Raw genomic sequence first — 23600 nt, 5'->3', positions numbered from 1 at the left:
TTCAGCTGGGTGGCAATACGCGGTCGAGGAACGTATTGCTGAATACGCGGTGCGGGTCGTGCTCGTCGAGAGTGGCGAGAGCGAAGTCCCAATTCCCGTCGCCACCGGCACGAAAGGTGGCAGGCACTGTGCTGGTGAGGAATTCGTCGTCCTGGTACGCCGCCTGATCGGTGAATGCCCACCCCTTGGACCACTCCGGACGGAAGGTCGCGTAATCGCCGGAGTAGTTCGCGACCATCCACCGTTCCATTTCGCGAAGGAACGCAGGCAATCCCGCGGTGCCGGGAATCGAGACCACGTTCATCCAGATCGCTGTGTCCCAGTCCTGACGATCCGCCCGCGGCCGCACCGCTGACAGGTCCGGCACTCCGGCGCTGTCGACCAACACCTCGCCGTCATCGTCGACACCGCAGAGACGCACTTCGAACGGCATGTTGACGGGATACTGCCCCAACGACGCGTAGTGCGTCATTCGTTCGTTCAGCCAACTCGTCATCTCGTGGACCACTCGGCCGATGTTGGACCGCTTGGTGATCACGGCCCCGCCCCCGGCTACGACGCGCAAGGTCGTGTGCCGGAGGTAGAACAGAACGTCTTTCGACCAACCCCAGAGATCGTCGGTGTCGGTCAGCACCAATCCTGCTGCTACAGCGCCGAACTGAGAGGCGCCGAACAGCGGTGTCGCAGCTTGGAGACCCTGTGCCACCATCCCCAACGGGGTGGTGACTTCTTCGGGAATCGCGTCGGAGAAGAAGTAGTTGTACGGCCCGCTCACCTCTCGGGACTCCGGCGGTTTGACCGGGGTCGGTGTCCAGACCTTGAGCCACGGTGTTTGCGTGAACGGGAACCAGATCGCTTCCACCCGTCCGGATTTCTCGACGAAACTCTCGTAGGTACGCCCTGGCGACCCGGGAGCAGCAAAGAGTTCTTGCCACGGAATGTCGGTGAAACTCTGGCACCGCAGCCGATAATTCTCCCCGGCTTGCAGCGTCACGGAGGTGACGAAGGTTCGACCCAGATGGGTCAGGAAGGCGGTGCTCTCGACGTCCGATCGGTGAAATGTCTTCAGTGCGTACCGATTGATGCCTTCGTCCCACGCCACCACTGTGATCTCGGTGATCAGGTTGCTCAGCGAACCATACGATTGACCAGGGGTGATCGTCTCCCCCACAGCCGGATAGGTTGCCCCGTGGGCACCGATCGCCAGCGCGCCGGCAATGGACAGCTCACCGATCGCCGGAGAGTTGGCCCAGCCGAGCCCTTCTCGCTCGAGCGCTGTCAGAATCGCTTCGATACTGGCGCCAGCGCCCGCCGTGGCTGTTGCGGGTGTGCCGTGCTGCACCACAACCGAATTCAGTTTGGCCATCGTATCGACCAGCAGAACTCGATCCGAAGGTGCGCCGGGCACCACCGTCAACGGACTCCACCCGTGCATCGTTCCCTTCGCACGCACTGTGTACCCGTTGTCGAACGCCCAGTTGGCGAGGGTGACGACGTCATCGCTGTGACGTGCCGTGGCCGTCCACACGCTGTCGAGCATGATTTCTCGCGACCAGTTCGCGTACGCCTGCTGTGACAACGGAATGTCCGACGGAAATCCGGGCGGTGGCGCGATGGTCGATGCCGAACCCCAGGGAACTGCTCCAGCCGGCGCCCAGGAAATGCCCGCGAGAGCAGCTGCGCCGGCACTCGCTGCGAGAAATCCGCGCCGGCTCACACCGTCTTCGCTCGAGCTGTGCTCTGCCATGCGCTCTGCTTGATGCACCACTGCTCACTCCGTCAGCCGACTCGGTTCATGTCAGGGACGAACGTAGAACAAATATGATTACGATGCCAGTGGTTCCGTAATAAAAGTTTTCCGAAGCTCACTGCACCATCGGAGCGAAGACCGCGTAGATCGCTTCCGGGGCACCGTCGAACGCACTGATGATCAACCAGGCAGTCAGAACCGTCAACGCCGGCCCGATCAGGATCTTCTCGAGGTTCCCACCTGCACGGATGGACAGGAATGACGGCAGCCGTTGTTCCCACCATCGTTTGCCGCCGAGCGGAATCAGGGGCGCGAGAAACGGCACCCCTTCCTTGGTGATCGCATCGCCGAGACAGTGCGTGGCGCAACCCAGTGCCACCGCAACACCTAGCCCCGTGGATCCAGCCTCACTCGGATACCACTGCCAGGTGAGGGCAGAGAGCACCAACGCAACGGCGGAGACCGCGAGCCAACCCTTCTCCTTGGCCAATTCACCCGCCAATCCACGGATGGCCAACCCGAGGCAGAAGAACAGGGTGATGATGATGGCTGGCTTCCCGAACTGAACAACCAGCGCCGAGACCCCGGCACCCAACCCGGCGGCGAACAGCGCGGTGTGCGTGAGCGTCCGATGCCCACCACGACGCTTGCCGTCCTTCTTGCCTTTGGTGATGCGGTAGAAGGTCACCGAAATTGCGTCGATGCCTTTGGCCAGAGCCTTGCTGAGCGGACCGAATGATCGCGAAACCGTCGACTGACCGGTATCGAGGTCGGGAAGCAAGGCGGCTCCGGCGCACACCCCGGCAAAGGTCAAAGTTTCCGCAGTGGATGTGGGCCCTCCCCAGTCGAGAGGCAACAACTCCGCAACCACCAACCCCACAGCAGCACCGGACATCGCGTGGGTGGGGCCCATGACCATGAAACACAACACCTTTCGAAACGCGCCCCGCATCAGGCCGTACCGCACCTCTGCAAGACACCACACACATGACGCCGTCGGCGACGGCCCCGGCATGCTCGCCGAGACCGCCCCGAACGTAGCAAGTGCTACCGACAGGCTTGACCAACCTCCAGACCCAGTTGAGTACGGCCGTACCGTTCCAGGTCAAAGCGGTTCATGCGGAGCTTTTTTCGCTCGTCAGCCCGCGGCAACCGTGCATGACAGGGCAACGCCCTCCTCCAGCGGAGCGACACCGGCCATGTCGAGCACCTCTGCCGGAACACCTTCGGTCGTCGGAGCCCACTCGACGGTCGGCAACGCCGGCACCCCTTCACGCGCAACGAATGTCGCAGCTTCGCTCGGCACTTCGATAGTGACTGCGGCCGCACCGGCCTCCTCCGCGCGCACAACCTTGCCCTCGTCGATGAGCTTCTGCAGCTCCTCGTCGGAAATCGGCGCCGCGACACCACACGCTACTTCGGGAGCCACACCCAACTCGGCTGGAGCGGTCGCGATCGATCGAACCGCCACCGGCGACCCGTCGGAGATCGGGTTGGAAGCCCAGGCGATTCCCGGCGCCACTGCCATACCGAGGACCGCCACGGACGCCACCACCACACCGGTCCGGCGGGCCCGCTTGCCGTTCACTTTCAATCGCGTCATCGTAGTTCTCCTTGATCGAACGTTCTCGAGTTCTCGGCGCGGTCGCATCCGAGAAACCCGAGGTTATGAAGCCAACACTGCAGATCTGTTGTCGGTTTCTTAGGAGTTGATGAGAATGCGACGGCCCTCGCTCCGAGCGAGGCCCCAGGCCTTGATCCGATGGCACCATGGCTGGGGTGAGTACACGCGAGCGCATCCTGATCGTTGACGACGACGCGAAGGTTCTGAATTCGCTCGAACGTGGACTCCGATTGTCGGGCTTCGACACGGCAACTGCCGTCGACGGACGATCGGCCTTGTCATCGGTGAACAAGCAATGCCCGGCCGCGCTCGTTCTCGACGTCAACATGCCCGGCCTCGACGGCGTCGGGGTGGTGACCGCCCTGCGCGCGATCGGCAACGAGGTTCCGATCTGCGTACTCAGCGCCCGAAGTTCCGTGGGTGATCGCATCGCGGGGCTGGAGGCGGGCGCCGACGACTACCTCACCAAGCCCTTCGAGTTGGCCGAGCTCGTCGCCAGACTCCGCGCATTACTTCGACGCACGACGCGAGCCACCCCGTCGGTCGACCATCCGATCACGGTGGGACCGCTGACGGTCGATCTCCGTGGCCATCGAGCGCACATCGACGGTAGGCGAATCGAACTCACCAAAAGAGAATTCGACCTGTTGTCGGTACTCGCCGAGCACGCCGGTGTCGTACTCAGTCGCGCACAACTCCTGCGACTCGTCTGGGGTTACGACTTCGCCGCCGACACCAATGTCGTCGACGTCTTTGTCACCTACCTACGCAAGAAACTCGAAGTCGACGGAGCGCCCCGCGTGATCCACACAGTGCGTGGGGTGGGCTTCGTCCTGAGGGCCGAACGATGAAGCGGCCGCTGTCACTTCAGACTCGCGTAGCCATCGCCTCGGGCCTGGCCGCCGGAATCGTGATTGCCGCGATCGGAATTGCGTTCGCGGTCTTTCTGCGTGTCAACGGATCCGAACAACTCGAACGCACTCTCGATTCCGTCACCCTGGGCGTCGCGGCGAGTGCGCCGAGCCCGCTATTCATCGAAACACCAACTGCAACAACAGAACCATCCGTGGTCAGCCCCGGATTCAACGCCGCGACCGTCAGCGCCTTGGCTACCACCGATGTTCGCAGTCGTGATGTTCTGGTGCCCGGCGACAGCGGCGCCGCACTGGCCGTCAGCATCCCCGAAGACCCACTGACCCAGGCAATCCGTGAGCAGCAGTTCCAAGTGGCCGCTGCAGCAGTGGTCGCCATCCTTGCCGCGGCCGGGCTCGGTTGGTTCCTCACCGGCCGAGCCGTCCGGCCACTACAGCAATTGACCGAGACCACCAGTTCGATCGGCAACAACCTCGACGTCGACGGACTCTCGCGCCGGGCACCGTCGGTACGTGGAACGCGAGAAGCCGAAGAACTGTCGGAGGCAATCCACAGCATGCTCAGTCGCATCGAAAGCGATCGAAGCCGCACCGAGGAGGCGTTGGAGTCGGCACGCGATTTCGCTCGCGTCTCCGCCCACGAACTGCGCACACCTCTCACGTCGATGCGTACCGATCTCGAAGTTCTCGCAACACTCGATCTCACGGAAAGCCAACGGCGCGAACTGTCCGGCGAATTGTTGGAAGCGCAGCGCCAGATCGAGCGCACCCTGACCGACCTCGAGACTCTAGCCCTGGGTGACGTGGCCGATCCCGAGGATTGTGCCGACGTCGATCTCGTCGAGGTTGCCGATCGCGCCGTCGCTGACGCCGGCCGTCTGCACCCGCAGGTCGACGTTCGTTTGAAAGCACCGGAAGAACTTTCGGTTCAGGCCTTTCCCGCGGGTATCCGTCTGGTGCTGACCAACGCCGTCACCAATTCCGTTCGGCACGGCAATGCCGACGAAGTCGAGATCACCGTCCGATCAGGGGCTGCGACGGGTTCGGCGACGGTTTTCGTCGACGACAACGGCACCGTGATCGCGCCTTCGGAACGCGAAGCTATGTTCGAGAGATTCGTTCGTGGTACCGGTGCGGGCGACGCCGGAAGCGGTTTGGGACTGGCCCTCGTCGCGCAGCAGGCGAGGCTGCACGGCGGTAGCGCGCGACTCGACAAGAGCCCACTCGGCGGAACTCGATTGATCTTCTCGATCAACCCAATTCGACGTGCAGAGCCTCGAGCAGCGGCTTGGCCGCCTCGTCGAAGAATCGGTCTTGGGTATCTCCACCGATCTGTACCAGTGCCACATCGGTGAATCCGGCGTCGGTGTATGCCTTGACCGCTTCGACGATCACATCGAGATCGGGACCACACGGAATGCTTTCAGCTACATCCTCTTTGCGCACGAACTGAGTCGCACCCGAGAAGCTCGCCGGCGTCGGCAGTTCGGAGTTCACGGACCACCCTCCGCCGAACCACCGGAACTGCTGATGAGCTCGTGCAATTGCCGTGTCGCGATCAGGGTCCCACGAGATCGGAATCTGACCGATGGTCCGGCCTGCGGGAGCCAATCCGTATGCTCGGCCGTGCACGTGCTTCCACAAGTGCACTAGCTCCGAATCCGGTTGCACGGCAATCAGATCGTCGGCCATCGGACCGAAACGCTCGACGGACTTGTCTCCGGACATGGCCAGCGCCAGCGGAACCGGGTTCTCGGGGAGATCCCAGATCCTGGCGGACTGGACGTCGAAGTACTCCCCCTTCCAGCTCACCAGATCTCCGGCGAGCAGTGCGCGAATGATGCTCACCGCCTCCTGCAGCATGTCCTGGCGGGTGTCGATGGACGGCCAACCCTCGCCGACCACATGCTCGTTCAGGCTCTCGCCACTTCCCAATCCCAGGGTGAAGCGTCCGTCCGCGAGGATCTGGATCGTCGCAGCTTTCTGAGCGACGACGGCGGGGTGGTACCTCACGGTCGGACAAGTCACGTACGTCATCAAACCGACTCGCTCGGTGGCGTGGGCGACTGCCCCCAGCACCGACCAGGCGTAGGGTGCATGCCCCTGCTCGGTCAGCCACGGCGAGTAGTGATCACTCATCACTTCGAAGTCGAAGCCGACTTCTTCGGCCCGAACTGCATGGCGAACCAGTTCTTTCGGACCTGCCTGCTCCGTCATCAAGGTGTAGCCGAATCGTGCCATCACTGATCAACTCCCGGTATCTAGGCCTGAAACGAGTTCGGAAATCACACTGCCGTCGAGGTGGTCGAGGAGGTCGCGGGCGTCGTCGTACACGGCAGTCGCACCCGCACCTTCGAGTTCGTCGGTCGACATGCCACCACTGCGCACTCCCACAGCCACAACGCCCGCCCATGTCGCCGCCTTCATGTCCCAGACGGCATCCCCGACCATGACCGCATTGCCCGCGTCGACACCTGCCTTCGCGAGCGCGACCTCGATCAGGTCCGGATCAGGTTTGGCCTCGTCGACGGATTCCGAAGAGGTGGCGGCGTAGATCATTTCGTCGATGTCGAGCGTCCGGCGTAGCAACTTCAGTTCGTCGTCCGGCGCCGAGGTAGCGAGCACCACATGCAGTCCGAGCGAGTGAACTCGGCGGATCAACTCGCGCGCTCCCGGCAGTACTCGGAGACGGTCGGCCGACTGCCGGTAGTACGTGGTGTGAAGTTCTTTGGCTCGCGGTCCGCACCCGTCGATGTCTTCGCCGAGCAAGGACTCCAGTAGTTGGTCTCCGTCCATGCCGATGCTGCGGTGTACCCGCCACGCGTCGACCGGGCGACCTACCTCGAAGAAAGCTCGCGACCACGCTTCTACGTGCAGATAGTTGGAATCGACGAGCGTTCCGTCGATGTCGAAGAGAACCGCACCTATTGCCATGGGAATTGACTGCCCAACACCTCGGTTCGCGAAACTTGTGCCCCGAGCATTCTCAGCTCGAGAAGCGGATCATGGAGAGTGCGAACAGCAGAAGTGCACGTCGAACAGGGGTGTCGTCATGGAGTCAGTCGTTGTATTCCTTCTCGCATGCTTCGTCTATTGGTTTGCGCTTCTGTAGTTGGGTAGACGGAAACGGACCGCTGCCGGGAAGTGATTTCCCTTGCAGCGGTCCGCATTCGGTAGACCTAAGCGATGCTCATGTCAGCGGGTCACTGACCTGCGCGTACACCTTCTTCGACGCGCTTGCCCAAATCTGCGTCGACGTTCTTCCAGTACTCGAAGACACGCAACAGAACTTCCTCACTGACGCCGGCAAGGGCGTGGCCGACGATGTTGCTCACCAGGCGCTCACGAGCTGCGTCGTCGAGAACTTCACGGACCAGCGTTCCGGCCTGCGTGAAGTCGCCGTCCTCGGCGTGCTCGATGTATCCGGCGCGCACTGCCTTGCCGTCGAACGCCCACAGTCCTTCGTCACCGGCAACCGACGGATCGGCATGCGGTCCGCCGTACGAGTTCGGTGCGTACACCGGCGTCGACGGGGAATTGAAGCTGTAACGCATGGCGCCCTCCTTGGAGTAGGAGTTCACCTCGTTCTTCGGGGCATTGACCGGCAGGTCGGCGTAGTTGGTGCCGATGCGGTAACGATGTGCGTCGGCGTAGGAGAAGACGCGGCCGAGAAGCATCTTGTCCGGGCTGAATCCGATGCCGGGCACCACGTTCGACGGCTCGAACGAAGCCTGCTCGATCTGCGCGAAGAAGTTCTCCGGATTGCGGTTCAGCGTCCACTTGCCGACCTCGATCAGTGGGTAGTCCTTCTGGGACCAGACCTTGGTGAGGTCGAACGGGTTGAAGCGGTAGCCTTCGGCCTCGTCGACCGGCATGATCTGAACCTTGAGTGTCCAGCTCGGGAAATTACCGGCCTCGATGGCGTTGTACAGATCCGCGCGGTGGTAGTCGGGATCGCTACCGGCGAGGCTGTCTGCTTCGGCCTGCGTCAGGAACTCGATGCCCTGATCGGTCTTGAAGTGGTACTTCACCCAGAAGCGTTCACCCGCAGCGTTGACCCACTGGTAGGTGTGCGATCCGAAGCCGTCCATGTTGCGCCAGGTCTTCGGGATACCGCGGTCACCCATCAGCCAGGTCACCTGGTGAGCGGTCTCGGGACGCAGAGTCCAGAAGTCCCACTGCATGTCGTGGTCACGAAGACCGGAGCCGGGCAGTCGCTTCTGCGAACGAATGAAGTCGGGGAACTTGATGGCGTCCTTGATGAAGAACACCGGGGTGTTGTTGCCGACGAGGTCGTAGTTTCCCTCTTCGGTGTAGAACTTCATCGCAAAACCGCGCGGATCGCGCCAGGTGTCCGGGCTGCCCTGCTCACCGGCGACGGTGGAGAAGCGGACGAGTGACTCGGTCTTCTTACCCGGCTGCAGGAACGCGGCCTTGGTGTACTTGCTGACGTCGTGTGTGATGACGAGTTCACCGAAAGCGCCGCCGCCCTTGGCGTGGACGATGCGCTCCGGGACACGCTCGCGGTTGAACTGCGCGAGCTTCTCGATCAGGTAGTGGTCGTGAAGGAGCACCGGCCCCTGAATACCCGCGGTCAGCGATTCGTCATCACTTGCGACCGCGATACCGAAATTGTTGGTGGTGGGCTTGGTCATGGCGAAGCCTCCTAGCGTTGTGGGCTGGGCGTCAGAGGAGCGGGGCTGCATCCGAGTCGAGCGCATGGGCTGCATGCGAGGTGGCTGACTCGGAGGTTCTGGACGCATCAATTCGATTCTGCGAGACCGCGTCCGACTCGGTGTCGGATTCGGCAGAATTCTTCAGGCAATCTTCGCAACGGCCCCAGAACACGACCTCGGCTTCGTCGATTTCGAAGCCGTGATTATCGGAAGGTTCGAGGCAGGGAGCTTGGCCGACAACACAATCGACGTCGACGACCTTGCCGCAGCCGCGACAGACGAGGTGATGGTGGTTGTCACCAGTCCTCGTCTCGAACCGTGCGGGCGAACCCGCCGGCTCGATGCGTCGCAGCAATCCTGCGTTCACGCATGCCTTCAGCACGTCGTAAACGGCCTGTGTGGATACCGATCCGAGCTGCTGCCGCACGAGTGCTGCAACAGAATCGGCGTCTGAATGCGGTTGGGCTGTAACCGCATCCAGCACGGCGAGGCGCGGAGCAGTGACCCTCAACCCGACGGCGCGCAATTGCGCTCGGGGGTCGAAGTCATGCTCTCCGTCTCGCATGTTTCCCAGTATGCCGCTTTTCTGGAATTAGTCAAGAAAAGGATTGCCTAAGTTGAATCGAGACCGGTGTCACATATCAAGGACGGGAACAAATCCGGGGAGACCGCCGTTGAACACCCTGTCGGCGTCCGAACAAGCCCCGGGCCCCACCCCTTTTGTCGCTGCGAGCGACCACCCGCCGAGAGGCGCCTGTGGGACGTCGACACCTGACTTTCACACCACACGACCAAGGCCGCCCGGTCACTGACGGGCGGCCTTGGTCGCTTTTCGCAGGTCAAACCCCCGTTACCGACGCCTGGCCGCTCCCGTAGTCATTTTTCCGCCCAGAATCACGACGCCGTGATGGGTGCCCGCAGCCAACCAGTCCGGCAGGGTCTGCCCCTCTGCCTCGACGCTCACGCGCGCGTATCGGAACGATCCCGTCAGCCTTGCCGACGCGATCGCCAGACCTCCACCGGACTCCGGCTGCGCAAATCCCAACGCCCCGGCAATCGGCAGACGCGGCCCGAGCATCCGCGTATCCGAACGCACCCGCCATCCGTCGCCGGTTGCAGTGAATTTCTGCTGCACGTCTCCGTCGAACTCGGCCAGAACCTTGGGTAGTTGCCAGTGGACTCGCCCACCGTGCACCGACGGTTCCGAATCCACCGCGATGAAAGGGACCGCCATCCGCGGCATAGGCCCGATCCGTTTCCCTGGCGCATGCAAGACCGGACTGGCGAGGATCTCGCGATACGGGCCGACCGGCGAATCGAGGTAGTCCACCATCATGGCCACCGTCATCGGAATCGTTCGACCATCCGGGCCGAGCTCCCGCGCCGCCGACGTACTGCGGTGCCACCACAGTGTCGCGCGAACGCGAGCCGGCCACGGCGGCGGATCACTCACCGGCCAGTCGACGCGGTCACTTGTCGATTCAGGCACGCTCCACATCGGACACCTTCTCAGCTCGAATGGTCAGGGGAAGCCGCAAAGCGCCTGGTGCATGCGTCGGCACCACCGGATCGGACGGCAAAGTCGGATCGATACGTACGTATAGCTCGCCGGTCTTCGGGCGGGCGTCCGCGCCACCCTTGTTCGGCCACATCGCGCACGCTCGTTCCGCCTGCGCAGTGATGGTCAGGGAAGGATTCACTCCGAGATTTGCGCTCACCACCGAACCGTCCATGACGTGCAGTCCCTCGTGACCGTATGCACGCAGATACGGATCGACGACGCCACTCGACGCGCTGTCACCGATCGCGCAGCCACCCAGAAAGTGTGCCGTCATCGGGATGTTCACGATCTCGGCGATGGAACCACCCGGGTCGCCGTCGATCTTCTCGGCGACCTTGCGAATGGCTGTATGACCCTGCGGAATCCACTGAGGAGGTGGATCGCCCGGTCCCGGTCTACTGGTGAGGGAGCGCCCGAATCGTTTGGTGTTCTTGGAAAGTTCGAGGGAGTTGTCGTCGGTCTGCATCACCAGCGCGATGACGGTTCGCTCGGACCAGTTCCGTACCGACAACGACCGCAAGAACGCTCCTGGGTGTCGGGCCGCGACTGCCAGAGTCTTCAGCACCCGGGGAGTTCGCCCACCGCCGTCACTCAGGACGGTCTGCAGAAGTCCTATTGCATTGCTGCCCTTGCCGTATCGCACCGGCTCGATGTGCGTGTGATCATCCGGGTGAAAGGACGACGTGATGGCTACGCCCTGCGTGAAGTTCCGTCGACGCGACTTCGACGTTGCGGCCAGTACGGCTTCGGAATTGGTACGTACGACGGTGCCGAGAGTATCCGACAGGCCCGGCAGGGCACCGGATTCCTTCATACCGAGCAGCAGTCTCGCCGTTCCGTACGTTCCGGCGGCAACCACCACCTGATCGGCGGTGAACCGAACTTCTCGCCGGCGGACGCCGTCCGTTCGCCTCGCGAGCAGGCGGTAACCACCGCTTGCCGCCGGCCGAAGGTCGGTGACGGTCGTGAGCGGATGAACCCTGGCGCCCGCTTGCTCGGCGAGATGGAGGTAGTTCTTGACCAGCGTGTTCTTCGCACCGACTCGGCAACCGGTCATACATCCCCCGCATTCCGTGCAACCTGTGCGTTCGGGTCCTTTTCCGCCGAAGAACGGGTCCGGCACGGAAACTCCTGCCTCCCCGAAGAAAACCCCGACGGGGGTGGACGTGAAGGTCTCCCCCACGCCCATCTCTTCGGCTACGTCCTTCATCACCGCATCGGCAGGAGTGAAGGACGGATTGGTGCGAACACCCAACATCCGTTTGGCCTGGTCGTAGTACGGCGCCAGTTCGTCGTGCCAGTCAGTGATGTGCGCCCACTGACGGTCTTCGAAGAACCGATTGGGTGGCTGATACAACGTGTTGGCGTAGTTCAACGACCCACCTCCGACGCCGGCCCCCGCCATCACGAGCACATCCGGAAGAAGATGGATGCGCTGAACCCCATAACATCCGATCCACGGCGCCCACAGGTACTTTCGAAGTCTCCAACTGGTTTCAGGCAACTCGTCGTCGGCAAACCGTCGACCGGCTTCGAGCACCCCGACGCGGTAGCCCTTCTCCGTCAGGCGAAGAGCGGCGACACTGCCACCGAATCCCGAACCGATAACCACCACGTCGTAGTGCGTCGCGGTCATGCCTCGACGCTTTCGATCTTGCGAGCGGAGTAGTTCTCCCGATCGAAATGCTCCAGCAGCGAACGGAATTTGAAAGTGAACGTCGGCCACTGCACCGAGTTGCGCCCCTCCGGATCGATGTACCAACTCGAGCATCCGCCCTTGTTCCACACCGTGTGCTGCAACTCGTGCTGAATTCCCTTGTTGTAGTGCACCTGCACCGTCTCGTTCACGTCGAGGGCATCGATCCGCTCTCGCTTCATGGTGTTCAAGGCGTCGTTGACGTACTCGGCCTGGGACTCGAGCATGTACACGATCGAACTGTGTCCGAGGTTGGTGTTCGGACCGTACATGAGGAACAGATTCGGGAACCCGCTGACCGCAGTACCCTTGTACGCGTTGGGACTACCGTTCCAATGTGCGGCCAGCGTCTCGCCACGTTTTCCGGTGATCAGATGCGCAACAGGCGGTTCCGTCGGCGTGAACCCCGTGGCGAAGATGATGGTGTCGACCTTGTGCTCGACTCCGCGTCCGTCGACCACTCCGTTTTCGGTGACCGAGACGAGCCCACTGTCGACCAGACTCACGTCCGCGCGGTCAAGGGTGCGCAACCAGTCGTTGGACAGAAGCATGCGCTTGCAACCGATCGTGAAATCGGGAGTCAGTTTCCGGCGCAACTCCGGATCTTTCACCTGTCTGCGCAGATGAAGGCGCGCGGCCGCCTCGAAGGCAGGCAGCACCCACGTCGCGTGCGACATCGCGGCACCGAGTAGCTCACGGAAGCCGTAAACCCACCCTCGAATCACCTTCTGTGTAGCGGGAATCCGCGAGTACACGGCCTTCTGTGCAGCAGGCAGGGTGCGATCCATCCGAGGGATCACCCAGGCCGGAGTTCGCTGGAACACGGTGACATGGGCAGCAGGGTCGGCAATTTCGGGAACGAACTGAACCGCCGACGCCCCCGTTCCGATCACGGCTACGCGCTCACCACGCAGTTCGTGTTCGTGGTTCCACGTCGCCGAATGGAAAGTGGTCCCGGAGAATTGGTCGAGACCGGGAAAATCCGGGATCTTGGGCGTCGACAACGCTCCGGTCGCGGCGACCAGAGCTTTGGCCGTCAACGACCCTCGAGATGTCCGAATACGCCACAGCGCCGCATCCTCATCCCACACAGCAGCTTCGAGTTCGCAGTTCAGGACTACGCGTTCCACGATGCCGGTGTCTGCGGCTACCTTCTTCAGATAGTTGTAGATCTCGGGTTGACGAGCAAAGGTATGACTCCAATCGGCGCTCGGCGCAAAAGAATACGAGTACAACGCCGTCGGCACGTCACAGGCACAGCCTGGATAGGTGTTGTCGCGCCAAGTGCCGCCGATGTCAGCTCCACGCTCGATCAACACGACGTCTGCAGCGCGATTGTCGCGAAGCATTCTGGCCGCCAAGCCCATACCGGCAAATCCGGCACCGACGATCAGCGTTTCGACATGTTCGGGAAGCTTCACTTCTTCTCCACTCGGGATTGCCAGGCCGGCAACAGTCGCGCTCTGAGCGCGTCGTCGGCTTCGGATGTACGAAACAGGGCTGAGACGGCAAGCCCACGAACGAGTTCGATGGTGAGTTCGACCGACTCGGAATCGAACCGATCACCGAACAACTCGGCGCTGCCGAACTCGAGCGCCTCACTCACCTTGCGTTCGAGGGGCACCGTCGCCGCATGCAGAACGGGATCGGTCCGCGCCGCGACCCACAATTCGAGGGCGGCATAGAACAGCGGCCCGGAGAACGCGTCCGACAGGACCTCGAGGCCTCGACCACGATCCACTTCAGCGGTGAGGATTTCTTCCAGCCGCTTGTCGACCAGATACTCGACGGCCGCGACGACCAGCGATTCCTTGGTCGGAAAATGATGCAGTTGCGTACCCCGCGAGACGCCTGCGCGGCGGGCGATCTCTTGCGTGCTGGTCCGCGCGTAGCCCAGCTCGACCAACGATTCGACGGCGGCGTCGAGGAGGCGCCCACGCATCGCCGCTGTACGTTCGGCCTGGGTACGGCTTACTTTCGCATCGGAAGTGGTCTCGGTCACAAGACAACTGTAGAGCGGAAACGTAAAACAGTCCAGGCTGACTTCAAATCTTGACACGTAACATACCGGTCAGTCAGCTCTGCCTGATAACGTCCTCGCATCGAGCGGAGGGAAACAATCGCTATGCCAGAGCAAACAGCATTTCCACACCGCCGTGTCGGGTTGGTGGAAGACCACGAGTCGGTAGCAATCGGCGTGTCCGTGATGCTCGAGGACGAGCCGGACCTCGAATTGGTGTGCATCGCGACCACTGTGTCCGAGATGCTCGCTCAGAACGTCGCCTTGGATCTGGCAATCCTCGACCTCCGGCTGGCCGACGGTTCATCGCCCAAGAGCAATGTCGAGCAACTGCGGGCCGCCGGGCTCGAGACATTGATCTTCACCGGGGCGGAAAACCCGTACCTCGTTCGCTCGGCCGCCCGTGCCGGCGTACTGGGTGTTGTACGCAAGTCCGAACCGACTGCCGTCGTGGTTGATGCGATACGCGCCGCCGCGTCGGGAAGGCAGGTGGTGACGACAGAGTGGGCTGCCGCAATCGACGGGGATCCAGGTCTCGACGAAGTGGGTCTGAGCCCTCGACAACTCGAGGTCCTCGAACTTTACGCATCCGGAGAGAAGGCGGATCGAGTTGCGCGACTCACCGGTTTGGCGCCGCAGACGGTTAACGACTACCTCCAGCGCATCAGGCAGAAATATGCGGCTGTCGGACGACCCGCACCGACAAAAACGGATTTGTACAAACGCGCGGTCGAAGACGGGGTGTTACCAATTCCTGAACGGCCTACTTCCGGAAAAAAGCTGACTTTGACTAACAATGAGGTTCGGCAACAATAACTCTCACAGCGCTGCCCCTGAAAATATGGGCAGAGGAATTGATGTCTGGGAAAAATTTCCCTCTTCGAATTACATTCATCTGACAAGAAGACGGCACTGTCGGGGGTCTGTCATTCCGCTACAGAGAAGTAAGGACGAAACTCATGACAGTCACTGTGGAAAACTGCATGGCACAGGATCCCGTCGGACCGCACCTTTCGGAGCGCGAAATCGAGGTTCTCAGGGAATGGCTACTGAGTGATTCGAAGTCACGCGTTGCTCAAAACCTCTACATCAGCGTGGGAACGGTGGGGACCCACCTGTCGCGGATTCGCGAGAAGTATGCCGACGTTGGAAGGAACGCACCGACGAAATGCGAATTACTCGTGCGAGCGATACAAGATCAGATAGTGACGATCGACGAACTCTGATCGACAGAGTTGCTTTCGACAAAACAGCCAGTGCTTCTGACGAAATTCTGAGGCTCTTCGGCCGTTTCATCGGCGCCGGCTATGTCTGCTATCTGATATTGCTTGCCCCTGCGATTGCAGAAGCCACCACGATGTCTGCGTCGTGGTGGACTCCACTGGCGGTGGTCGCGACTTTCGGTAGTGGGCTGGCGCTGGGAGCATCGACGTTCCACGCCGACACCCGATGGGTGAAACGAACTGCGAGCGCAAATGCGGTTCTCTACGTCGTGGTCATCCTCCTGTGGTGGCCGGCGTGGAATGGTGACCACGTCACAGATTTCACCTTGTGGATTTCCAATTTCCCCGGCGTCGCCAGCCTTGCTGCCGCTGCAGCTTGGCGACCGGCCGCTGCCGTCGTGCACCTTTTCGTAGTGGCAGCACTCGCACAGTTGACCAATCACATAATCCGGACGAGTCCCACGACGCACCTGTTGGTTCCCGACCTCGCCTTCGCCTGGACATTCTGCGCGGTTTTCGTAGCAGCGGCCGTCATGGCCTTGCGAACCGGACGAGTACTGGATGCGACCATCGCCACCACTCATGCCGCTGCCGCCGGCGCCGCCGCGGCCGACGCCAAATCCGTCGAACGCGAGAGATTCGACGCACTCATCCACGACACCGTGATGTCGACTCTGCTCGCTGCTTCGAGAAACGATGCCGATCCCTCGGTCGTCGCTCAGGCGCGAAGGACGGTGGCAAGACTCGACGAACTGCGCTCCGGAACCGACCACGAGACGAGTTTCGACTTCGACGGAATCCTCGCTCAGTTACGTTCAGCCGCTTCGGAAGTGGACGAAAACATCACGTTCGAGACCGCCCTCTCCGACGGGTCTGATCCGAGCGGATACGCACCCGACTCGATTCGTGCGATGGCCGGTGCGATGGCCGAGGCACTGCGCAACAGCGTCAAACACGCCGGAAGCAGTACACGGCGTTCGGTCACGGTCACGGCAACCGCCACCCACCTCGAAGTAGTCGTCACCGACGACGGCGTCGGCTTCGATCCGAGCTCCGTCGAGACGCATCGCCTCGGAATCACTGTCAGCATCCGCGGCAGAATGCGTCAACTCGACGGCGGATCGGCAACCATTCGATCGTCACCCGGCCGCGGCACTTCGGTGACTCTGACGTTGAGCTTGCCCGTAGCGGTGATGACATGACCAGGCCGGACGGACGAGATGTCCGCGATCTTCTCGGCATGCACAGCCGTGCTGCTCGATTCATGGCTGCATGCTTCGCGCTCACCTGCGTGATCTCGGTCGCCTACACATCCTCCGACGTCCGCGCAGTCTGGCCGATGATCTTGGCAATTATCGTGTGCTCGACTGCGGCTTTCACACTCGTACTGAGCAGAGGCGACCCGATGCCGCTGGGGCAGAGCGTTCTGGTGTCTCTGACCGGCGCCGTCACGAGCGGCCTGGTGTTGTCAGTGGTTCCAGTCCCCGTCAACGACATGACTCAACTCTGGATGTTCGGGATGTCGACGGCAGTCTTCACCTTCATGTGCGTTCGTGGGCGTACAGCACTCGCGTGGCTCGGGCTTGGACTCATGGTGTTGGTGACCGCCATCTGGTCCTCCACCACCGGCCAGGGGGCCATGTACGGAGTGTCGTTGACGGTCATCAACGCGGGCCCTGTTCTGATGTCGACCTTCTTCGCATACACCATCCGTCCTCAAGCCAGGGTTATCTACGAACTTCGTGAGCAGTCCACCCAACGAATTGCCTCCGCATCCGCCAGTGCTGCGATTCTCGAGGAACGCGACGCGCAACTCGACAGGCTCGATGTCCTTGCACGCCCGCTCCTCGAACGGGTCGCTTCCGGGGTTCCACTGACAACCACCGAGCGGCAAGAATGCGAACTCCTCGAGGCGCAACTCCGAGATTCGCTGAGGGCGACAGGCTTACAACAAACAGATGTCATCGATGCTGTGCGTGCCGCTCGAAACCGCGGCGTCGAAGTGGTCCTGCTCGACGACCATGGAATGGATGGCGCGAACCCCGACGTGCGCGACCGAATCCACTCGAGCATCGTCCGGGAACTCACCGCGATCACGCGAGGAAAAGTGACCATACGGATCCTTCCACCTCGGCGTACCGCTATGGCCACGATGCTGGTCGACACTGAAGACGTTCGACGAATCGAGTTCGATCACAACGGAATGCAGCTGCTACGGCAGGGGGACCGGGGAGAGCTCGGCACCTCGTCCATGTCCGTCGATTCGACTACAGACAGCGCCGCCGAACCCGAATAGCTTTCGAGGAGAGTGAGATTCACCGGGTCGATCACCAGGAGAAATGAATGATCTTCGAACTTCGTCCAGCGCATGTCGCGCGTGCCCTCGCCGCACTGTGTGCCCTTCCGATTCTGTGGACCTTCGCAGTAGAGGGAATCACCACGACAACGGAATACGACTACAGCACGGGCGAAGTGTCCTCGTCGAGCGACCTGGGCTCTCAGATCGGAAGCGTCGCGATCTGGATCGTCCTCGCGATCGCATTTGCCGCCGGTGCATGGTATCTGGAGAAGCAGCGCATCGGTTGGCCGGCCGCGGCGCACGAGCAGCTGGTCAAACTGCAGCTGGCATCACCCAACCGAGAAGAGTAAAGGTCCCTACCGCTTCCGATCGCCGGCGCGGAGAAGATTACTGGGAACCGTATGGCCCACTATCTCCTCTGCAACGGCAGCGGCACGAATGCTCGCATCCAGGTCGATACCTGTCGCGATGCCCATGTCTTCGAGCATGTAGACCAGTTCCTCCGTCGCGATATTGCCACTGGCACCGGGAGCGAACGGACAACCACCGAGACCTCCGGTGGACGCGTCGAGGTTTCGAACACCGTGCTGCACAGCCGCAAACGCGCACGCAAGACCAGCGCCACGCGTGTTGTGGAAGTGCGCACCCAAGCCGAAGTCACCTACTCTTTCGCCCACAGCGTCGATCAATCGTACGACACGTCCCGGCGTGGCAGTGCCGATGGTATCTGCGATCGAGAACTGATCAGCACCGAACTCCTTGGCCTGCTCCGCAATCCGCAGAACACGATCCGGGTCGGTTGGACCGTCGAACGGACAGTCCCAGGCTGTGGCCACGATGACCTCCACCCGTCCTCCGGCGTCGTGGACGATCCGGACGACCTCTCCGATACGTTCGGTCGCTTGCTCCGTCGTCGACCGAGTGTTGGCCTCGCTGTGGCCATTCGATGCCGACACAACATATTCGACGGTTTTCATTCCTGAGGCGACGGCCCGTTTCGCTCCACCGATTCCGGCGACCAATGCCGAGAACTCGATGCCGGGCCACTGGTGCAGTTCTGCGGCCAACAATTCCGCGTCGGCCAACGCCGGCACAGCGCGCGGTGAGACGAACGACGTCGCCTCGATACGCGAAACACCCGTCGCAGCCAGAGCGTCGACAAGACGAAGTTTCTCGGCCAGCGACACCGGGTCTTCGATCTGCAACCCGTCCCGTGGTCCGACTTCACGAATACTGACTGCTGGAATACCCACGCCAGGTACCGACATGTCAGATCACGCCCTTCATCTTCAGTTCTGCCTGCTCGTCGTCCGAGAGTCCGAGGAGCCCGCCCCACACCGAGGAGTTGTCGTGACCCGGCGCCGACGCTCCCGCGTTGCGCACGGATCCGGGTGTCTCACTGAAGGTAGGCACGACGCCCAGGCCGAGGACGTTTTCACCTATCCGCTCGTCGTAGTGGTCGACGAGCATCCCACGCTCGATCAGCTGCGGGTCCTTGACGACATCTTCAACCGTATTGATCGGCCCGGCAACAACTCCCACTTCGGTGAGGCGTTCCACCAGGCTGGTGGGGTCTTGGAGCGCGACCCAGGCACTGATCAGTTCGTCGAGCTCGTCCTGATGTTTGCCACGCGCAACATGATTGGAGAAGCGGTCGTCATGCGCTAGTTCCGGTCGCCCCATGATGGTGCACAGACGCACGAAGAGCGTGTCCTGATTGGCTGCGATCACCACCCAGTTTCCTTCAGAGGTCTGATAGATGTTGGACGGCGCAATACCCTCCAATCTCGTTCCCGAGGGCTGCCGGATGATCCCGCCCCGATCGTAATCCGGGATCGTGGATTCCTGCACCGCCAGACAGGATTCCGTGAGGGCAACGTCGACCACCTGACCACGGCCGGTCCGCTCTCGTGAGAGCAACGCCGCCAGCACTCCCTGAACGGCGAACATCCCGCCGAGAGAATCTCCGAGCGAAAGGGCAATACGCGGAGGCGCCTGCCCTGGATAACCGTTCAGATGCCGAAATCCGCTGACCGCTTCGGCAACCGAGGCGTAGCCGGCGCTCTTGGCTTGCGGTCCACTCTGCCCGTAGCCGGATACCCTGGCCAACACCAACTTCGGATTGCGCGCACTGAGAACGTCGAATCCCAGGCCCCACTTCTCGAGGGTGCCCGGCCGGAAGTTCTCGACTACCACATCGGCATGTTCGATCAGATTCAGAAACAGGTCTCGTCCCGCGTCGACGCGAAGGTCCAACGTCACACACCGCTTGTTGCGGGCGTGAACCGTCCAGAAGAATCGATGACCGTCCTGCTCGGCCTGACCCCAGGTACGAAGCGGGTCCGGGCGGTCCGCCGATTCGATCTTGATCACGTCGGCGCCCATGTCGCCGAGCAGTTTCCCGGCGAAGGGCCCGGCGATCAAGGTTCCGAGTTCAATCACCCGATATCCGTCCAGGGGCCCGGTGGGCGCACCTTCCGACACAGCTGCCTCCTCTGGGAACTTTTCTCCCCTTGAAGGCTACGTCACCACCCGATATCGCAACATCATGTCGTGGTCTTCGTGATCGAGCATGTGGCAGTGCCAGACGTACCCCTGAAGGTCCCCCATGCCGACTTCTCCGTGTGCCGAGTGATCTGCCATGGAACCTCTCGCGAAAGTTGCATCCGGATCGAAGCCCAACTCGTCGGCCGTCGGAAAGCGCACGATCACGCGGGTAATCGAGTTGGCATCCACGATGACAGTGTCCTTCTCCCCCGTTTCCCACACTTCGGGAGGCCGCAGCGGGGAGGTCACGAATTCCTCGGCCGACGGCGTCCACCGGACTCCCAGGTCAGGTACCGGATACCGCTGCATGAGCGCTGCAGTGTCGATGTTCTGGCGCCCCACAACGCGGAACGCCACCAAGTGCAGATGAATCGGATGCGGTTCTGTGGTGATGTTGATCAAATTCCATTGCTCGATGGTTCCCTGACGCGGCAGTTCGATATCTGAATCAGTGAACCGCAAATTATTGAGCGACATGGTGATCGACGGGTAATCCGAGGGACGCGACAGCTGCATGATCGTGAGATTTCGCACCACATCCGGGGACGCCGGTTCGGCAGCAACGGAATTCAGCTGCTGCGGGATCGAGCCGGTGAATCCCTTTGCGCTGCCCACGTCGAACCGACAGAAGACCGGCATCACCTGCGTGCCGCGTTGCGCCACCGCAAGGGGTACCGGTTCGTCGTTGCGCAATTCCACCGTCGTGCCCGGCTCGAGCATACTGAAGTCGACAAGCAGATCAGCGCGTTCACCCGGACTCAGCCGGACGTGATCCGTCGGCGCAGGAGCGACCAAAAATCCTCCTTCGGAACCGATCACCCAGAACCGCATACGATTTGCGAAGTGCAGATTCCACACCGAATAGGTTGCGGCATTGAGCAGTCGCAATCGGTACAGTCCGCGAGCCACCTCCACTTTCGGCCATACGACGCCGTTCACTACACCCACGTCACCGGGAGTCGCCGGATCCCAGGAACCCTGCGGAGTGAGCCACGTGGAACGGACACTCTGTTGACCGTCGGAGGTGAAGACCTTGTCCTGCAGAATCATCGGAAGCTCGAATTCGCCGGACGGCAAGCCGAGAGAATTCCCGGTGGTGCCTGTATCTGCGTCGTCACGGAGAAAATACATCCCGACCAGCCCGGCGTAGACGTTGAGGCGCGTCATTCCCATGGCGTGATCGTGATACCAAAGATTGCCGGCTGCACGACCATTCGTGTACTCGTGAACCAAACCTTCGCCCGGACGCTGGATCAGCTCCGGATGCCCGTCGAACTTCGGTGCAGTAACTCCTCCGTGCAGGTGAAGCGAGGTGGGGACCTGTGTGCGGTCGAGGTCGCTGACGCCGTGCAGACCCGGATCGACATCCGCGGCAAGCGGATACGCAGAAATGTCATTGGCATATCGGACTGTGACGAGCTGATCGACGTGAGCTTCGATGGTGGGGCCCAGATAATCCATTCCGCCGTAACCCAGCGACGGCGACGACGGTAGGTCCGGATGGAATCGGTGCATCGACGATGCCGCACGAAGCTCCAGGTTTCCACCCGAAATGCCCGGCAGGACAGGAAGGGTCTCCCGAAACGGTTCCAGACGGGGCGACGGAAGTTGGAACGGGCGCAGTGGATCGACATCAGGTGGTCGAGCCGTCGCTGATCCAGCGGACAACGCGCTCAGACCGGCCAGCAGGCCAAGCCCTTGAACAAACGATCGGCGACGGATCTTGTGTGACTCGTCCACTCACGGCCCCCTCACGCTGACGGCATCCGGAGCGGGTTACCCGTGTGCCCGCACGGTCAAACACCGACCACCTTCTCCAACCAAAGCTCGAAAATCGGCGACCTTACCCCACCGCACCGGTCGCCGTACTCGACGACCTCCTCCGTCCCGACGAAACACGTTTGCGGACAACGGATGCACTCTTGCAGCTTTGCGAGAAGCCGAAGATTCGAAAACGCTCTTGACTCGAACGCATGTTCGAGTATAATTTGGGGAGGGGATCGGGGGATTCAATGAGTGTCTTGTTGTCGGACGTGGTGTCTGGTTCTGCGGTGGGGTCCCGTGGACGTCTGTGGCGGTTGACTGCTGCAGAGTTGCGCGCTGCTGCTGTCGAGGCGAGCGCGGAGATTCTGCGCCTGGAAGCCGTTCGAGTGGCGGTGGTGGACGAGTTGTCGTTGCGCCCGGATGATCAGGTGATCGCGAGCCGCGGTGTGGGTGCGTGATTGGCGGGCAACACGATGCTGCAGGTTCGGGACGGGAAGAAGATCGCCGCGTTGGGTGCGGCTTTGCGGCCGTGTCCGGCGGTGGCGGCTCGGTTCGATGGCGGGGATTGCTCGTTCGATCATGCTGTGTTGATCGTGGCGTTCTGTGAGTCACCGCCGAAGGGGATGCCGGAGGAGGCGCTACCGAAGTGCATCGATTTGTTGTTGGCGGCTGCGTCGGGTGTGGAAGCGACGACGACGAAAGTGCGGAACGTGATCGCGACCTTGGAACGGTTGTTCGAATCGGATGAGATCCCGCCCGCCGAGGATGTCGATCTCAACGAGTTGCGGATCGCCTCGACATTGAACGGCCGGGTGGTGGTGCGCGGCGATTTCGACGCCCTCACCGGCGAAATGCTGCTCTCGGCCCTGTCGAATCTGACGATGCCGACCCCGGCACCGGATGGGACGCCGGATGCTCGGTCGGCGGCGAAGCGGACCGCGGACGGGTTCACCGAACTGATCCGCCGCTATCTCGACTGCGCCAAAACAGGCACAGACGGTGGCCAACGCCCGCACGTGAACGTTCACATCAACGCTCGCGATCTGGCGGAGCATCGGGACTGCGCCGCAACACCCTCCATGGCTGATGGTGAAGAGTCTCTGTCGGATCTTGATGTCGGCCACATGCCCTGGCTCGGACCGCTGTCGGTGTCGCAGACCCGACTCCTCGGATGCGACTGCTTCCTCTCCACCGTCCTGCTCGACAGTCACGGCGCGCCCTTGGATGCGCAACCAGGGAAGAGGTTGGTCACCGCCGAACAACGCGTCGCCCTCATCGCCCGAGACAAAGGCTGCGCCTTCCCGGGCTGCACATGCGTACCCGCCTGGACCGATGCGCACCATATCCGGCACTGGGCCAACGGTGGCCCGACGGAGATGAACAACCTGGTCCTGCTGTGCCGTTCACACCACCGACTGATGCACCGAAAATCAGGGTTCGTCGGGAAATGGGAAATCCGAATAGGAGTCGACAACAAACCCTGGTTCATCCCGCCGCCCTCGATCGACCCCGGGCAGCAACCGCGCCCGGCGAACACCACATTCAAAACCTGAGAACGAACCTCAGGC

The 23600-nt window shown here is 61.8% G+C and carries 21 protein-coding genes and 1 pseudogene; 8 read left to right on the top strand and 14 right to left on the bottom strand.

Going from position 1 to position 23600, the window contains the following annotated elements; all coding sequences use genetic code 11:
* Position 1: 1 nt before the first annotated feature.
* The 3 genes from PCS43_RS13440 to PCS43_RS13430 form a co-directional block, all read right to left on the bottom strand.
* Entirely contained in the window at positions 2 to 1747 is a 1746-nt protein-coding gene (locus PCS43_RS13440; protein ID WP_245361527.1) for a cholesterol oxidase substrate-binding domain-containing protein, read from the bottom strand.
* Between the two features lie 118 nt (positions 1748 to 1865).
* Entirely contained in the window at positions 1866 to 2669 is an 804-nt protein-coding gene (locus PCS43_RS13435; RefSeq protein ID WP_007732353.1) for a metal-dependent hydrolase, read from the bottom strand.
* A 219-nt stretch (positions 2670 to 2888) separates the two neighbouring features.
* The gene (locus PCS43_RS13430) at positions 2889 to 3353 is read right to left on the bottom strand and encodes a light harvesting protein subunit alpha (protein WP_209911090.1); all 465 of its coding nucleotides are present in this window, start codon (positions 3351 to 3353) and stop codon (positions 2889 to 2891) included.
* A gap of 167 nt (positions 3354 to 3520) precedes the next feature.
* Between PCS43_RS13430 and PCS43_RS13425 the strand changes: the two genes are divergently transcribed.
* Positions 3521 to 4225 (top strand): response regulator transcription factor, encoded by a 705-nt coding sequence (locus PCS43_RS13425; RefSeq protein WP_003943475.1) that lies wholly within the window; start codon positions 3521 to 3523, stop codon positions 4223 to 4225.
* Complete coding sequence (locus PCS43_RS13420) at positions 4222 to 5601, top strand: sensor histidine kinase (protein WP_042446646.1); 1380 nt, start codon at positions 4222 to 4224, stop codon at positions 5599 to 5601. The genes PCS43_RS13425 and PCS43_RS13420 overlap by 4 nt, the downstream gene beginning before the upstream one ends.
* Here the strand turns inward: PCS43_RS13420 and PCS43_RS13415 are convergent.
* The 8 genes from PCS43_RS13415 to PCS43_RS13380 form a co-directional block, all read right to left on the bottom strand.
* On the bottom strand, positions 5498 to 6487 hold the full coding sequence (locus tag PCS43_RS13415) for an LLM class F420-dependent oxidoreductase (RefSeq protein WP_007732341.1): 990 nt from the start codon (positions 6485 to 6487) through the stop codon (positions 5498 to 5500). The genes PCS43_RS13420 and PCS43_RS13415 overlap by 104 nt on opposite strands.
* 6 nt (positions 6488 to 6493) lie before the next feature.
* Positions 6494 to 7180, bottom strand: a complete 687-nt coding sequence (locus PCS43_RS13410; RefSeq protein ID WP_065455116.1) for an HAD family hydrolase — start codon at positions 7178 to 7180, stop codon at positions 6494 to 6496.
* A 269-nt stretch (positions 7181 to 7449) separates the two neighbouring features.
* Positions 7450 to 8901 carry a catalase gene (locus PCS43_RS13405; RefSeq protein WP_003943483.1) on the bottom strand — a complete coding sequence of 484 codons (1452 nt, stop codon included), beginning with the start codon at positions 8899 to 8901 and terminating at the stop codon, positions 7450 to 7452.
* Between the two features lie 31 nt (positions 8902 to 8932).
* A complete protein-coding gene (locus tag PCS43_RS13400) occupies positions 8933 to 9487 on the bottom strand; it encodes a Fur family transcriptional regulator (RefSeq protein WP_209911085.1) in 555 nt (184 codons plus the stop codon).
* A 285-nt stretch (positions 9488 to 9772) separates the two neighbouring features.
* Positions 9773 to 10420: a hypothetical protein gene (locus PCS43_RS13395; RefSeq protein WP_007732330.1), complete on the bottom strand. Its 648-nt coding sequence runs from the start codon at positions 10418 to 10420 to the stop codon at positions 9773 to 9775.
* Complete coding sequence (locus PCS43_RS13390) at positions 10404 to 12119, bottom strand: GMC oxidoreductase (protein ID WP_209911082.1); 1716 nt, start codon at positions 12117 to 12119, stop codon at positions 10404 to 10406. Before PCS43_RS13390 ends, PCS43_RS13395 begins: the two co-directional genes overlap by 17 nt.
* Positions 12116 to 13600 carry a flavin-containing monooxygenase gene (locus tag PCS43_RS13385; protein ID WP_209911079.1) on the bottom strand — a complete coding sequence of 495 codons (1485 nt, stop codon included), beginning with the start codon at positions 13598 to 13600 and terminating at the stop codon, positions 12116 to 12118. Before PCS43_RS13385 ends, PCS43_RS13390 begins: the two co-directional genes overlap by 4 nt.
* Positions 13597 to 14121 (bottom strand): TetR/AcrR family transcriptional regulator, encoded by a 525-nt coding sequence (locus PCS43_RS13380; protein ID WP_202427151.1) that lies wholly within the window; start codon positions 14119 to 14121, stop codon positions 13597 to 13599. Before PCS43_RS13380 ends, PCS43_RS13385 begins: the two co-directional genes overlap by 4 nt.
* A gap of 183 nt (positions 14122 to 14304) precedes the next feature.
* Between PCS43_RS13380 and PCS43_RS13375 the strand changes: the two genes are divergently transcribed.
* The 5 genes from PCS43_RS13375 to PCS43_RS13355 all read left to right on the top strand — a co-directional run bounded on the left by PCS43_RS13375 (position 14305) and on the right by PCS43_RS13355 (position 18071).
* The gene (locus PCS43_RS13375; RefSeq protein WP_007732315.1) at positions 14305 to 15015 is read left to right on the top strand and encodes a response regulator transcription factor; all 711 of its coding nucleotides are present in this window, start codon (positions 14305 to 14307) and stop codon (positions 15013 to 15015) included.
* A 143-nt stretch (positions 15016 to 15158) separates the two neighbouring features.
* Entirely contained in the window at positions 15159 to 15425 is a 267-nt protein-coding gene (locus PCS43_RS13370) for a response regulator transcription factor (protein WP_370333094.1), read from the top strand.
* A 131-nt stretch (positions 15426 to 15556) separates the two neighbouring features.
* The gene (locus PCS43_RS13365) at positions 15557 to 16624 is read left to right on the top strand and encodes a sensor histidine kinase (RefSeq protein ID WP_209911075.1); all 1068 of its coding nucleotides are present in this window, start codon (positions 15557 to 15559) and stop codon (positions 16622 to 16624) included.
* On the top strand, positions 16621 to 17718 hold the full coding sequence (locus tag PCS43_RS13360; protein ID WP_064111989.1) for a hypothetical protein: 1098 nt from the start codon (positions 16621 to 16623) through the stop codon (positions 17716 to 17718). The genes PCS43_RS13365 and PCS43_RS13360 overlap by 4 nt, the downstream gene beginning before the upstream one ends.
* 47 nt (positions 17719 to 17765) lie before the next feature.
* Positions 17766 to 18071 carry a hypothetical protein gene (locus tag PCS43_RS13355; RefSeq protein WP_007732306.1) on the top strand — a complete coding sequence of 102 codons (306 nt, stop codon included), beginning with the start codon at positions 17766 to 17768 and terminating at the stop codon, positions 18069 to 18071.
* 6 nt (positions 18072 to 18077) lie between these two features.
* On the opposite strand, the gene PCS43_RS13350 is transcribed toward PCS43_RS13355, so the two are convergent.
* Genes PCS43_RS13350 through PCS43_RS13340 form a run of 3 tightly spaced genes read right to left on the bottom strand, consistent with a single transcriptional unit; the run spans position 18078 to position 22008 of the window.
* Positions 18078 to 18974, bottom strand: coding sequence for a hydroxymethylglutaryl-CoA lyase (locus PCS43_RS13350; RefSeq protein WP_374192587.1), 897 nt, complete (start codon positions 18972 to 18974; stop codon positions 18078 to 18080).
* 16 nt (positions 18975 to 18990) lie between these two features.
* Positions 18991 to 20205 carry a CaiB/BaiF CoA transferase family protein gene (locus PCS43_RS13345; protein WP_209911069.1) on the bottom strand — a complete coding sequence of 405 codons (1215 nt, stop codon included), beginning with the start codon at positions 20203 to 20205 and terminating at the stop codon, positions 18991 to 18993.
* Between the two features lie 36 nt (positions 20206 to 20241).
* Positions 20242 to 22008 carry a multicopper oxidase family protein gene (locus tag PCS43_RS13340; protein WP_209911067.1) on the bottom strand — a complete coding sequence of 589 codons (1767 nt, stop codon included), beginning with the start codon at positions 22006 to 22008 and terminating at the stop codon, positions 20242 to 20244.
* 272 nt (positions 22009 to 22280) lie between these two features.
* On the opposite strand from PCS43_RS13340, the pseudogene PCS43_RS13335 reads away from it, so the two are divergent.
* Positions 22281 to 23585, top strand: a pseudogene (locus PCS43_RS13335) (DUF222 domain-containing protein).
* Positions 23586 to 23600 lie beyond the last annotated feature (15 nt).

Origin of the sequence: Rhodococcus sp. C-2, from assembly GCF_027854095.1 — a bacterium.
GTDB classification, from domain to species: domain Bacteria; phylum Actinomycetota; class Actinomycetes; order Mycobacteriales; family Mycobacteriaceae; genus Rhodococcus_F; species Rhodococcus_F qingshengii.
Note: the sequence above shows the minus strand (reverse complement) of the source record. Positions and strands in the feature narration are given on the sequence as shown.